Source organism: Acinetobacter pittii (assembly GCF_022449185.1).
GTDB lineage: Bacteria > Pseudomonadota > Gammaproteobacteria > Pseudomonadales > Moraxellaceae > Acinetobacter > Acinetobacter pittii_I.
Window position 1 is genome coordinate 65,539 of sequence record NZ_JAKUKO010000003.1, and the last position, 12,706, is coordinate 78,244.

At 43.0% G+C, this 12,706-nt stretch carries 10 protein-coding genes; 8 read left to right on the plus strand and 2 right to left on the minus strand.

Annotated elements, in window-relative coordinates; translation table 11 throughout:
• Nucleotides 1-23 precede the first annotated feature (23 nt).
• Both MKX14_RS09035 and MKX14_RS09040 read right to left on the minus strand, forming a co-directional pair.
• The gene (locus tag MKX14_RS09035; protein ID WP_240282288.1) at nucleotides 24-1,409 is read right to left on the minus strand and encodes an MFS transporter; all 1,386 of its coding nucleotides are present in this window, start codon (nucleotides 1,407-1,409) and stop codon (nucleotides 24-26) included.
• Nucleotides 1,410-1,581: 172 nt separating this feature from the next.
• A complete protein-coding gene (locus MKX14_RS09040; RefSeq protein WP_240282289.1) occupies nucleotides 1,582-2,526 on the minus strand; it encodes a dihydrodipicolinate synthase family protein in 945 nt (314 codons plus the stop codon).
• A gap of 156 nt (nucleotides 2,527-2,682) precedes the next feature.
• Between MKX14_RS09040 and cynR the strand changes: the two genes are divergently transcribed.
• The 8 genes from cynR (at nucleotide 2,683) to MKX14_RS09080 (ending at nucleotide 12,698) form a co-directional block, all read left to right on the plus strand.
• Complete coding sequence (cynR, locus tag MKX14_RS09045) at nucleotides 2,683-3,597, plus strand: LysR family transcriptional regulator (protein ID WP_240282392.1); 915 nt, start codon at nucleotides 2,683-2,685, stop codon at nucleotides 3,595-3,597.
• Between the two features lie 136 nt (nucleotides 3,598-3,733).
• The gene (fecI, locus tag MKX14_RS09050; protein ID WP_081404649.1) at nucleotides 3,734-4,255 is read left to right on the plus strand and encodes a sigma-70 family RNA polymerase sigma factor; all 522 of its coding nucleotides are present in this window, start codon (nucleotides 3,734-3,736) and stop codon (nucleotides 4,253-4,255) included.
• Nucleotides 4,256-5,272 carry a FecR family protein gene (gene fecR / locus MKX14_RS09055; protein ID WP_240282290.1) on the plus strand — a complete coding sequence of 339 codons (1,017 nt, stop codon included), beginning with the start codon at nucleotides 4,256-4,258 and terminating at the stop codon, nucleotides 5,270-5,272. It abuts the gene before it with no gap.
• A 138-nt stretch (nucleotides 5,273-5,410) separates the two neighbouring features.
• The gene (locus tag MKX14_RS09060; RefSeq protein ID WP_275891836.1) at nucleotides 5,411-8,584 is read left to right on the plus strand and encodes a TonB-dependent receptor domain-containing protein; all 3,174 of its coding nucleotides are present in this window, start codon (nucleotides 5,411-5,413) and stop codon (nucleotides 8,582-8,584) included.
• A 190-nt stretch (nucleotides 8,585-8,774) separates the two neighbouring features.
• The gene (locus tag MKX14_RS09065) at nucleotides 8,775-9,566 is read left to right on the plus strand and encodes a Slam-dependent surface lipoprotein (protein WP_002041986.1); all 792 of its coding nucleotides are present in this window, start codon (nucleotides 8,775-8,777) and stop codon (nucleotides 9,564-9,566) included.
• Between the two features lie 78 nt (nucleotides 9,567-9,644).
• Nucleotides 9,645-11,135, plus strand: coding sequence for a surface lipoprotein assembly modifier (locus MKX14_RS09070; protein ID WP_430622874.1), 1,491 nt, complete (start codon nucleotides 9,645-9,647; stop codon nucleotides 11,133-11,135).
• A gap of 10 nt (nucleotides 11,136-11,145) precedes the next feature.
• Entirely contained in the window at nucleotides 11,146-12,066 is a 921-nt protein-coding gene (locus MKX14_RS09075) for an energy transducer TonB (protein ID WP_240282291.1), read from the plus strand.
• 32 nt (nucleotides 12,067-12,098) lie between these two features.
• Nucleotides 12,099-12,698, plus strand: a complete 600-nt coding sequence (locus tag MKX14_RS09080; protein ID WP_080759544.1) for a biliverdin-producing heme oxygenase — start codon at nucleotides 12,099-12,101, stop codon at nucleotides 12,696-12,698.
• Nucleotides 12,699-12,706 lie beyond the last annotated feature (8 nt).

Genomic DNA, 12,706 nt, shown 5'->3' on the forward strand with positions numbered 1-12,706 from the left:
AAGCTTTTTATGAAATGGATGAATTAAGGAGAGAGTTTTTCGAGCACTTGGCCTTTGGTTTCAATGGCAAACAAGAAGGTCACAAGGCCACCAATGAGCGCTACAACGGCAAGCACACTAAACACATATTGAATGCCATAGCCACCAACCACGAGGCCGACCATAACCGGTCCAATTGCAGAGCCGGCACGGAGCCAAGCGGTACTAAAACCAATGCCCATCGCACGTAGGCGAGTAGGGTAAAGTTCGGCAGCGTAAAGGTATAAAGAGAATGAAATAGTTTGCAAAATGGCATAGCTAATCGTTGCGAAAATTACAACTTCCATCGCCGATTTTGCGCCTAAAACCGAGAGACTCATGAGTGGAATAATCGCCAAGAAAAACGCTGCACTGTACCAAGGACGGCGGCCGACTTTATCAATCATTAACGCACAGATAATAGAGGCAATCACACCCACGCCTGAGGTAATCCAGCCATAACCTAAACTGGTTTGAAGCGACAGACCAAAGTGTTGTTTGTAGAGAGATGGCAGCCAAGTCACCATGGCATTGTTCACCATATATACGCAAAACCACATGCCCCATAGGGTAAAGGTACGTTTGCGGTAAATGCCACGGAACAGCTCGCGCCAGTCGGTTTTTGCCATGCCTTGAGGGTTAATTTCTTTAACCACAGGTTCAGGCAAAGTTTTACCGCTTTTGATGGCACCGTCTTCAAAGCTTTTGACGACTTGATCGGCTTCATTAAAGCGGCCTTTTGAAGCAAGCCAGCGTGGTGACTCAGGCAAGAAAAACCGTAAAGGAATGACCAGTAAAGATGGAATTAAGCCTACAATAAACATGACTTTCCAGCCGTAAATGGGCATCAAGAAAAATGCCGCCATGCCTGCAAACATAAGACCGAGTGGGAATAAAACTTCATAGAGCAAGAAAAACTTACCGCGCTTTTCTGCACCAATAAACTCATTAATATAGGCACTTGCAACTGGCACTTCGCCACCTGTTCCAACACCTTGTAAGAAACGGAAAATTAACAGCGACATTCCGCTCCACGCAAACAGACAGGAAATGTCCATTGCCACAAACAGTAAAATGGTAAAAGACAGCACTTTTAAACGACCGACTTTTTCAGCAAGTGAACCAAAGAAGATCGCACCGACCAGTTGCCCGACATAGCCCGCGGCAATGATCGCACCGACATAGGCAGGCGTCAGGTGCCATTCGGTAATAAGTTGGGGCAAGGCAAAGGCAATCGCTAGAACAGTATAAGCGTCAAAAAAGGTCGCTATACCAATGGTAATACGCATAAATTGCAATCGACCAGTGACGGGTAGTCTTTCTAGTCTTGCAATAATTTCCGCATTTTTTTGATGATGACTAATTTGTTCTACATCCGCTAGATTTGTCATCTTCTATCTCCTTATTACTACATTCCTCGTAGTTTTTTTGTTCTATTTCGCACTACCTGTTCACCACAGTTTGCATGCTTTTTATTATTGTTTTTAAGAGACATGCCCGATGTTTGGCCTCAGGCAGCGTACAGGAAAAAAAGGCTAGCGTACATGCTAGCCCGAATAGAATTTAAGCAACGGCTTGGGTTAAATCGACCTTGCCAATTCCAGCTTGACGCATTGCATCATGAATTTCTTGCTCAGCACCATCTGCCAGTGGAAGCAGAGGCGAACGCACAGTGGCATGGTCCAAAATTCCGCGAGCAACCAGTGCATGTTTAAGCGCGACTGTGCCTTCCATGTGTGAACCGCGGTGATAGACATTGCGAGTCACTGGTAATAATTGGTCGTGAATAGCACGTGCTTTGGCGTAATCTTTGGCTTTGCCTGCTTTAATCATTTCAATTAAAAGTTCAGGGGCAATGTTGCCGTAGCCAACCAAAGCGCCGTCTACATCAAACATGGTGTGAAGCAAATATTCATCGTGGCATGTCAACACCTGTAAGTCTGGACGTTCACGGCGAATAATCGGAATTTCGACATCCCAGCGGCGCATGTTACGTACACCATTTTTCATGGCAAACACACCTGGCTGTGCAGAAATATCGAGTAGAGTTTCTAGGTCGTAAGTGGCCTTCGTTGCATCTGGATATTGGAATAAAATAGATGGCAAACCACTTTCTTCATAAATCGCTTTATAGCGGTCTTGTGGCGCGCCTTTTTGATAGCCAAAACGCAACCAGCCATGTGAAGGGTAAATCAAACCTGCCGAAGCGCCAGCGCTCACTGCACGTTTTGCTTCTTCTGCTGCAACCGAAGTACCTTCGAGTGTAATCCCTGCGATTACCGGAATTTTATCATCTACCGATTTAACAAAGCTTTCGATGACCAGCATTTGTTCTTTTTGCGACAAGAATGTTCCTTCACCTGCATGCCCAAGAACAACCAAGCCTTTCACACCATCAATACTGCCTAACCATGAACCTAAACGTTGAATTGCATTATGGTCTACTTGTCCGTCACGGGTAAAAGGAGTCACAGGTGCTGGGGTTAATCCACGTAAATCTAAACTCATAATCGTACTTCCTATACAGTGTAATTAAATATTCTCTGGTTCTTAATCTGACTTAAATCGTGTTGTAGAGAACATGATTGGAGTATAGAAATAGGTGAGCTATGTAGGAATTACCAATTCTTGAATTTCAGTTATACTGAAAATGTATGGCTCAAAATGCTGCCTATTTACGATTTAGGAAGAATCGATGAATTATGGAAAATATTTTTAGACGCGGTGGAACTCGGTAGCTTAAGCAAAGTCGCCATGCTGCATAACACCAACCAACCGCAAATTAGCCGGCAAATGAACGAGCTTGAAGCGCAATGTGGTGGTCGTTTGTTTAACCGAACTGGACGCGGCGTAGAACTCACCGATTTAGGCCAGCATTTACTTCCTAAAATTCGTTCATGGCTAAACGTAACCGACCAACTCAATAATGAAATTTTGCACTCGACCGATACCCCAATTGGTACGGTTCGCATTGCCAGTTTGCCATCTACAGCGCATCCGTTGTTATCGACTCTCTATAAAGTGCTTCAAGAGAAATATCCCCTAATTAAACTGTCGGTGCGTGAAGGGCAAGGGGTGCATTTAGAAAAATGGCTGGAAGATGGCAGCGTTGATTTAGCCATACTCTATCGGTTTAACCCGACACCTAAACAAGGCGATGTTTACCTTACCGAAGCCGATACTTACTTGGTGGGCTGTGAAGGAGACACGCTCACTCAGGCCAATGAAGTCGACTTTAAAGATGTAAGTCAGTTACCACTGGTCACGTTTTGCAGGCCAAGTAACTGGCGCAATTTTTTAGACCACATGGCCTATGAAAATGGGGTAGAACTAAACATTGTGTTTGAAGCCGACTCGATTAGTTTACAAACTCATTTGGTTTCAGAGTCTCGCATGTACACCATGCTGGGGCCGCAAGCGTTAAAAAAGGCCAGCCAATACACCTCAATTCAAGCCGCAAAAATTATTAATCCCGCACTCAAGCGTTATATTTCTTTGTCTATTTCTAAGCACGGCTATTTAACGCCTGCATGTAAAGCGGTGATGGAAGAAATTAGGAATTTGGCCGAGTTGCTTTAAGAGAAGTGCAGCAAAGCGAGCGGGCAATTAATTCAATTTATTAAATAGTGATTTAAGTTTTACTTGAATTATTGCTTGACTTGTTTAAATGATAATTATTATCATTTGTGAGTTCCTTGTTTTGAGTCCAATTGCTGTGAACAAAACTTCTTTGCTTGTAGATCAGTTATATAGAAGTCACCAAAGCTGGCTTCACCAATGGTTGAGACAAAAATTAGGTAATACTGATCAGGCCGCAGATCTGGTTCAGGACACATTTATTAAACTATTACAAACGCGTGACGAGCTATTCGGCATTAAGGAACCGCGTGCCTATTTAACCTCGATTGCTAAAAACCTACTCATTGACCAAGTGCGCCGTAAACGCATTGAACAAGCTTATTTAGATGGCTTGAGTCAAATGGAATATATGCTTGATGCGGTGGCTTCACCCGAAGACCAAATGCAAATTATTCAAGCAATTAACCAGCTTTGCAAAGCACTCGAAGGGGTTTCTGAAAAAGCACAGCAAGCTTTTATTTTGCATTATCTTGAAGGCTATACCCATAAAGAAATTGCCGAGCGTTTAAATGTATCGACCAAAATGATTCAAAAATATTTGGCAAGTTGTTTAATCCAATGCTACCAAAACAGACAAAACATGGACGCTTGTATTTAAATGGCCATGGACAAAAGCAAACATCACCAGCTCGTTGAAGAAGCCGCGCATTGGATTGTTCAACTGAGTTCGGATGATGAAAGCTCACGAAAAACCGCCAATCAAAAATTTGAAGAGTGGAAAAAAACTAGTGAGCAACACCGTCAAGTGGCTGCCGATATTGAACAGTGTATTGGATCAATTCAAAAACTTTCCCAAACCAGCGGACATAAAAAAGTCACAAAAGTTGCTCTTAAAGCTGGCCTAAACTCAGGCAAAGCCTATAAACATTTACGTGCAGGAACAGCTTTTGCCATTGTGTTTGTTGCCATGAGTGGGGCGTTATTTTATTTAACTGACACCACTATGGCCTATGTGACTGCTGACATTCAAGGGCAATCGGGGCAGTGGACCACGCAAACCTTACCAGATGGTTCACGTTTAATTTTACGTGGTAAAAGCGCAGTTAATCTTGATTTTAAAACCAACCAGCGAGTGGTTGAGTTGGTGCAAGGTCAAATTTATGTCGATGTTGCCAAAGATAAGACTAGACCGTTTTTGGTCAAAACCAGTCATGGGCAAATTCAGGCACTCGGCACAGCTTTTAGCGTAACCTATGACCCTTCGGCAACTGAACTCAATATGTTGCACTCAAAGGTAAAAGTAGAAGCCACGCAAGTTAAAACGACCCAATTGCATGCGACTCGTCAGGCTATTGTTGAAGCAGGGCAAGCCATTAAAATGGACAAAAATGGCGTGCAAAAACTGCCTGCACTGAATGTTTATAACGAACAACAAAAATGGCAAAAGCATCAGCTTATGGTAGAAAACCTACCGTTGAATCAAGTGCTACAAGAGTTAGACCGCAACTACAAAGGCAAAATTATTTTTAATGATGCGGCACTGCAACATGTGCGAGTCAATGCTGTGTTGCCTTTAGACCAAACTACAGAATCGCTTAAGCTTTTAGCTACGGTTTTTCCTGACCTGAAAATTAAGCAAATCACGCCGTTTGTGGTCATGGTTTCTTTAAAATAATAAAAAATTAAATTTATTTTCAATTTTAGGTTCCACTTTTTTGAAAGTCGTTCGTCATAGTAAGTAGAAGCAATAAATATGGATCATTTTAATTAGTTTTATTGAATGATTCTTATTACGATTTACTGGGGCTGGCAAATGAAAAAAGCGGGAACAGGGCAAAAGCGGAATCGATCGATTTTTCGATTTTCAACACTGGCGTTTGCCATACATGCTGTGTCGATGGGTGGGCTTGTTACGCTGCCTATGCAGCAGGCCTATGCAGAAACAGCCGCAGTTAAAAGCTATAACATTCCTGCCGGCCGTCTTGCTAACGTACTCAACCAGTTTGCCGAACAATCGGGTACTTCAATTGCAATGGATGCCCAGCAACTTCAAGGGCTTCATAGCCTAGGCTTAAAAGGTAACTTTGCAGTCGAACAGGGTTTTGAGCAGCTTTTAAAAGCAAGCGAATTTAATGCTGTAAAAGTTGGGCAGGGCTACACACTCAGCAAAATATCTACACCACGCGTCACTTCATCTAAGGTTCAGGCCGCTAGCCTGCCGCCAAGTAGCACCGTCATTGAAGAAGATGCATCGGTACGACTCACCCCAATTGTGGTGTATGGCAAAGAAGACCGTGACACCGAAGGCTATAACAAAGTTTATGATGCAAATCGCTCTTCGGTCTATGCGGGCAAAGACTATGTCGAGCGCTTTAAAGGAACCAACCCAGCCGATGTTTTACAAGGCATGGTGGGAGTCTATAGCGGCGATGCTCGCAATAGTGGCGCACTCGACCCAAGTGTACGTGGTGTGCAGGGTGTTGGTCGTGTGCCTTTAACCATTGATGGCACCGAGCAGTCGATTGCCGTGTGGCGTGGCTACAACGGGGTAAATAACAGAAACTATATCGACCCCAATCTGATTGCAGGCATTGAAGTCATTAAAGGCCCATCTTTAGAGCGCAATACCACAACTTCTGTAGGTGGTGGTGTAGTCGTTAAAACGCTAGAGGCCGATGATATTGTTCGTCCGGGTAAGTCTTTTGGTGCCGAGTTAAAAGTAGAAGGCTCAACTAACTCAATCGATCCATCTTTGCCAGACATGAGTAAAGTGGGTCAAAACTACGATGACACAACGCCTTGGATTGACATGAATGGGGCCAAATATGACCCCGATATTTATAAAAAGAACCGTACCAGAAGTGATAACTCTCATTTTTCGGGCGATGACTTAGCGGGCCGACTGGCAATTGCCACCAAGCAAGATAAATTTGATTTATTGGCTGTTTATGCAGTACGTGAGCGCGGCAACTATTTTTCTGGCACACATGGCGCGGGCTACTATAAACGAGCGACGCCAGACAGCAGTCTCGATTTTATTCCTTACTTTGCCTATGCCTATCAACCGGGCGATGAAGTTCCTAACACTTCAAGTCATATGGAGTCGTGGTTATTAAAAGGGACCTATCGCCCAACCGATAGCCAGACTCTTAAACTGACTTACCGAGATACCAAAAATATTTTTGGTGAAATTATGCCATCTCGAATTGTTTGGGGCATTACGCCTGACTTGGGTGTTCCGCAGTGGCCTTTAAGCAATATTCACTCTAAAGCCTATAGCCTCGAATATAAGTTTAAGCCTGAGAATAATCGCTGGATTGATTTCTATGCCAACATTTGGCAAACCGACACCGAAAGCCAGACCTATACACGTGGCGGATGGCCAACCACAATCGATTTTCGAGATAACACCATTATTAACACGGCAATAAGCCATTCTGACAATACGCGTAAGGGTATTACAGTCAGTAATAAAACCCGTTTATTAGACCAGCTTGATTTGACGCTCGGCGGAAGTTTCTTAAAAGAAAAATTAACATCTGACGATGTGTATGGTGAATTTGGCCCAAGTTATTCGCTCTATCAAGCATTGCCACGGGCAGGGCGCCGTGAGGAAAAAACGTTCGACTTTAATTTTAATTATCGACCGCTGTCTTGGTTAAGTTTTGATGCGGGCATGCGTTATCGTTCGTATTGGGCTGTTGATGACTTTTTAAATAAGTCTTTGCAGAGCGAGATTGACCCGAGTTTAAATCCGCTTTTTACCAAAAAAAGTAGGCTTAAAGAATATACCTTTGAATATCAGACCATGCCTGAGAGTTACACCTCGACTCAGCAGCGTTTAATCAATGTTTTAAAACAGCGCTATGCCACAAAAAATCCTGAGTGGGATGGGCAGCTCGACACTGTACCTGCATCAGAGAGCACGTTGTATAACATGATCTGGTCACAGAAAAATACGCTGAGCTGGAAAGCCGATGCAAATGGACAATTGTCGCTTGCCGATAATCCTTTAAACCAGCTCAATGCCTCTGGCCAAAAGTACGTCGTAACTGGCGGGAACTTTATGTCGGTGGTAGACCAAGTTCCAGTTGAGTCTGCCGACAAAGTTAAAGATAGCGGCTGGGCACCGCAGTTAGGTGCCTCAATTCACCTTACGCCAAACAGCAGAATCTATGCACGCTATGCAGAGGAATACCGCTTACCAAGTTTGTTTGAAAGCACTGTCGGTTTTTCTGCGATGTTGCCATATCAAGCAATCAAACCTGAACACGCTTTTAACTACGAAGTAGGGTATGTCTATGACATGCGTGATTGGTTTAGCACAGCGCGCAATGCCGACATTAAGCTCGCCTATTACTACAACAAAACCAAAAATGTGATTGAGCGTGACCAAAACCTTATTTTTACCAATATGGATGAGCAAAAGCTATCAGGTCTAGAGTTACAAAGTCGTTTTGATAATGGCGGTTTTTTCACAGACTTGAGCGTGGCCTATAACTTAAAAAATGAAGTATGTGACACCAATAGTGCCATTAACAAAATGATTTTAGGCGGCACGGTTCAAACCGAGCAGGGCCTTGAGTTCCGCGAACCGTATCAGCGTTGTGTCGATGACGGTTTCCCAAATGGCTACTTGGTAACAATGGCCACTCCTGAACTGAGTTTCCACGGTTTGCTTGGCGCACGCTTTTTTGATGAAAAGTTAGAGCTCGGTGCACGCGCAACATTCTATAAAGCTTATGAAAGCCCGCTACGCAAAAACAATGATGCTAGCGTTAATAAAGGCTATTACCTCAATGTACCTTTGGCTTGGGATGACACGTGGATTTTTGATGCCTATGCGCGTTATCAGGTTGATGACTACAACACAGTTGAGTTTGTCGGCAGTAATCTTTCTAACCAGTTTTATATCGATCCTTTAACTCGTAGTGCCATGGCCGCACCCGGCCGAACGATGAAAATTAGTTGGACCACCAAATTTTAAACAGAATTTGATTCCCTCTATACATACATAAAAGGGGAGTCAGGTAACGGTAAATAATAAGATTAAATGATTATTATTTACAAAAAGCCGAGTAGGTTTTCAGCTGGGCCTACTCAATAAACTAAAAATAGCGAAATCGTTATTTTAAATTAAACAATAACTTAGTTTTAAAAAGATGGAGTAACAACAAATGAAAATCTCTCAATTGTTCTTGGGTCTCGTTGCTTGTTCAACTGCATTTGCTTATGCAGGAATTGATGGTATTTCGAGTAATGAAAGTAATATCAAAATCGGTGCTGCTGCCAATGCAAGCCATCCGGGTGGTGTAGCAGCGGTGTCGGTTCAAGCTGCGGGTGCGCCATATAACGCTTTTACAGGTTTTAGTTCGTTAAAAGGTTTGGCTCAGGCTTTTGCTGCTCAGGGAACGAGTAACACCAATGTAACGGTTGGCAGCAAAACCTTTAATATTTCGCATATTCCAGTGTCTGCAATGCCACCTTCACACAGTGCATTAGGTAATTTTAACTTTGGTCAGGTGGGCACACAGGAAGTCTATTTTGGTGAATGGTGGAAAGCGGGCGACACGCCGGCAAGCGCGAGCCATACCGTTTACTACGCGGGTGATAACACCAATACCACTGTTCCAACCGCGGGTACTGCAACCTATACCGTTGCAGGGATTAACGGCTCTGGAAGCAATCTGTTAAGCGGTACGTTCACCGCAAATTATGGCGCGGGCACACTTGAAGGAACACTTACCGGAACAGGTACGGCTGTTTCATCCTTAAGCCTCGATGGTGTGGCATTTAACCCGGGTACTGCTGCATTTGCAGGTTTGGCAACGGCTAACGGTACGGCTGGTGTCGACAACTCTGGTGTGGTTCAAGGTCAATTCTTTGGTGCAAATGCTTCGGCTTTAGCGGGTATTGCCCAGTTTGATAACGTGTCTTACAACACTGCTTTTGGTGGTGCTAAAAATTAATGAATGCAAAAGGAATCTACACATGTAGGTTCCTTTTGTTTTTTGGCTTTTGCTTGGTTGCTTCAGGTTTATTGTTTTATGAAACGAACGCTTTTGTGCTGTCTGACATTGTTGAGTTGTCCATTTTTATATGCCGACGAAGACACACAGCTTCGTCTCAATCAAAGCTTGGACCAAACGCTTTTACAAGAACAGCGCCAGTTTCACGAGCAGGGAACCATTCGTAGTACCGAGCAATTACCAAAACTTCAAATTAATGGACAAGAATACAGTGTTGAGCAAAACCCGAATGATCTTGCCAAGGCGTTATATTTGGCAGTCATGCAAAAACAGTGGCTCAAAGCCACGGTTTATTTAGAACATTATAAAAAATATGTTGGCTACGATCGGGCTTTAACCGACTTTGCCGAAGGGGCAGTTGCACGTTCTCAGGGTCAACTGAAATTGGCTGAACAAAAATTTCAAAGCAGCCTAAAACAACAACCTCATAATTTAATTTGTGAACTTGAGTTAGCGCGCGTGCTGTTTGAACAACAGAAGAATAAGGAAGCAGCACGCCTTTTTATTTCCATTCAAGACCAACTGAAACAAAGTGACCCTGCGGTAATTCCATCTGGGGTTTTAACAACAGTGAATACCTTTGTTCAAGCATTAAAAAAACGAGACTCTTGGCAAGGCTCGGTTTCAGCGGGTTATACCTATGTCAGTAATTTAAATAGTTCGTCTGAACAAAGCAAAACATGGACACTTTATGGCAGAGATAGTGAAGGTAATATTATCCCAGTTAGGGAAGTTACTCGTGGAACTCCTAAAGCTGAGTCGGCAACGGGTTTAGATTACGAAGCCAGTCTGATTAAACGCTATGCGATTAAGGGGCATCATGGCGTGGCTTTACGTGCGCTGGCGTTTGGACAATTCTATAACGACCACGCGACATTTAATGAATCTACCATCAACATTAATGCAGGCTACAGCTACTTTGACTTAAAAAATCAAATTGGGGTGAGTCCGCTATTTGAACATAAACGTTATGGCAATGATGGTCTTTACAATGCATGGGGGGCGCGTGCCGAATGGATGCATTTTATCTCGGCAGATAAAGCTTTCAAGCTTGAGGCTGAGAGTAAAGATTTAAATTATCAGAAATACAAAACCCTAGATGGGGTAGAAAGCTCAGCTTTTGCTACTTTCTGGAAGATTTTTCCAGACCAGTGGACTTTTTTTGGTGGTCTAGATGTGCTCGACCATTCGACCCAAGAAAAATACATGGCTGCCTACCAACAGCAAGGTGTGCGATTGGGCTTAAGCAAATCTTGGAGTACAGGATTTAACACCACTTTGCTGAGTTCTTATCGTTGGCGCCTGTTTGATAAATACGCAGAAACTTTCTTAGCTCGTCGTCATGATTTTGAACAAAACTATACCTTTGTTGTGCAAATGCCGCGCTTTGAGTTTTATGGCATGACGCCTAATTTAACCTATCGCTATAACCATAATAAAAGCAATGTCGATTGGCTGTATTCCTACGATAAACACAACATTAGTCTCAAGCTTGAGCATCATTTTTAGGGAATAAGTCATGAAATCAAAATCTTTATTCCCTACACATAAGCCGATGGTTATGTTGCCTTTATTACAAGGTCCAAAGCATTTTTATAAGTGCTTAACCGTAGTGGTGGTGATTGGTCTGCATGTGTTTGCTGTCTGGATGCTGATTCATTTAATTGAACCATATACTTTTAAAGCAACACCCAAATTAGATGCATTAAAAGTAAGTTTTGTGTCATTGGCACCTGCTAAAAAGCCATCGGTTGAAAAGACTGAAAGCCAACCTAAAAATAGTGTAACGCCTCAATCTACTTTAAACAGTTCGGTATCTCATGCGCCCGATCAGCCAAAAAACTCGCCTACAAATGTTCAAACATTAGCGTCAAAAACTGCTTCTAAAGAAGTTGTGCAAAATAATTTAAATGACAAACAGCAAGCACAACCAAAAACGACTTTAAATAATTTAGCTTCGTCTCAAGCAACGCAGCCTACAGAAAGGCGAGTGGCTCATACCGATAAACCACTCAATTCAACAGACCTTGAACAAACGCAAACTGAGCAGTTGCCACAAAATACCAATAGCGAGACTAAAAGTGGCGGTGTTAAAACACCTGCAACGCAGCAAGAATATTCCAAAGCCCCTAGCACTCAAGTTGAACACGATGACGTTGTTCAGGTGAGTAGCGTGGATGTGCTGAGTTTTGGCGGGCTTGATTACGATGACCGTGAGTTAAAACAACAAAATCGTTTGGTTGAGCTTCGGATTCGCATTAATGAAAAAGGGCAGCCAATCAACATTCAATTACGTCAAAGTTCGGGCATTCAAAGCCTTGATGAACGGGTCATACAAGCTGTACGTAAATCTAGATTTAAACCCCACAAAATTAACGGTCGAGCCGTGACCATTGTTGTGGATTTTCCAGTCCAACTCAAACTCAATCGGGGCCGCTAACCGATGAGTAATATCCATTTTGCAGGAGAAAGATGATGAATTCATCTACAGAACAAATTATTAGCAACAGTTTGTCTTTACGTTTGAAACAAGAAACTGCTGCTGAACACGAACGTATGCATCAATTAATGTCAGAGGCAAAGGTGTTTTCAAGTAAAGAAAAATACGCGCAATTTACTTTGTCTCAATATTACTTTCAGCGTGAAATTGAACATCTTTTTGAGAAAGAGGGTGTAGCTGGACTGATTCCGGACTTAGACATTCGTGGCCGCTCAAAACAAGCACTTGCCGATTTAAATGATTTAGGTATTCAACCCAACGAACAGCAATTACAAAGTGAAAACGTACAACTACCCGAAGCTTTAGGCTGGATTTATGTGTCCGAAGGTTCAACCTTAGGAGCTGCATTTTTATTTAAAGAAGCTCAAAAGCATTTGGGTTTTTCTGAAACGTTTGCTGCACGTAATTTAGCGGCCTATCCCGAAGGGCGCGCGAAAGTCTGGAAACGTTTTGTACAAGCACTGGATGAAGCAGGCTTTGACCAAACCCAGCAAGACCGAGTCGTTCAAGGAGCGTTAGACGCCTTTGGATATTTTGGTCAAGCGCTTGATCAGCTTGATGAATTGAAATAGTAAAAAGT

Excerpts from the sequence above, each read along its gene's own strand:
- MKX14_RS09065 (WP_002041986.1), top strand. The coding sequence starts at position 8,775 with ATGAAAATCTCTCAATTGTTCTTGGGTCTCGTTGCTTGTTCAACTGCA.
- MKX14_RS09060 (WP_275891836.1), top strand. The coding sequence starts at position 5,411 with ATGAAAAAAGCGGGAACAGGGCAAAAGCGGAATCGATCGATTTTTCGA.
- cynR (WP_240282392.1), top strand. The coding sequence starts at position 2,683 with ATGCTGCCTATTTACGATTTAGGAAGAATCGATGAATTATGGAAAATA.
- MKX14_RS09070 (WP_430622874.1), top strand. The coding sequence starts at position 9,645 with ATGAAACGAACGCTTTTGTGCTGTCTGACATTGTTGAGTTGTCCATTT.
- MKX14_RS09075 (WP_240282291.1), top strand. The coding sequence starts at position 11,146 with ATGAAATCAAAATCTTTATTCCCTACACATAAGCCGATGGTTATGTTG.
- MKX14_RS09080 (WP_080759544.1), top strand. The coding sequence starts at position 12,099 with ATGATGAATTCATCTACAGAACAAATTATTAGCAACAGTTTGTCTTTA.
- MKX14_RS09040 (WP_240282289.1), bottom strand. The coding sequence starts at position 2,526 with ATGAGTTTAGATTTACGTGGATTAACCCCAGCACCTGTGACTCCTTTT.
- fecR (WP_240282290.1), top strand. The coding sequence starts at position 4,256 with ATGGCCATGGACAAAAGCAAACATCACCAGCTCGTTGAAGAAGCCGCG.
- MKX14_RS09035 (WP_240282288.1), bottom strand. The coding sequence starts at position 1,409 with ATGACAAATCTAGCGGATGTAGAACAAATTAGTCATCATCAAAAAAAT.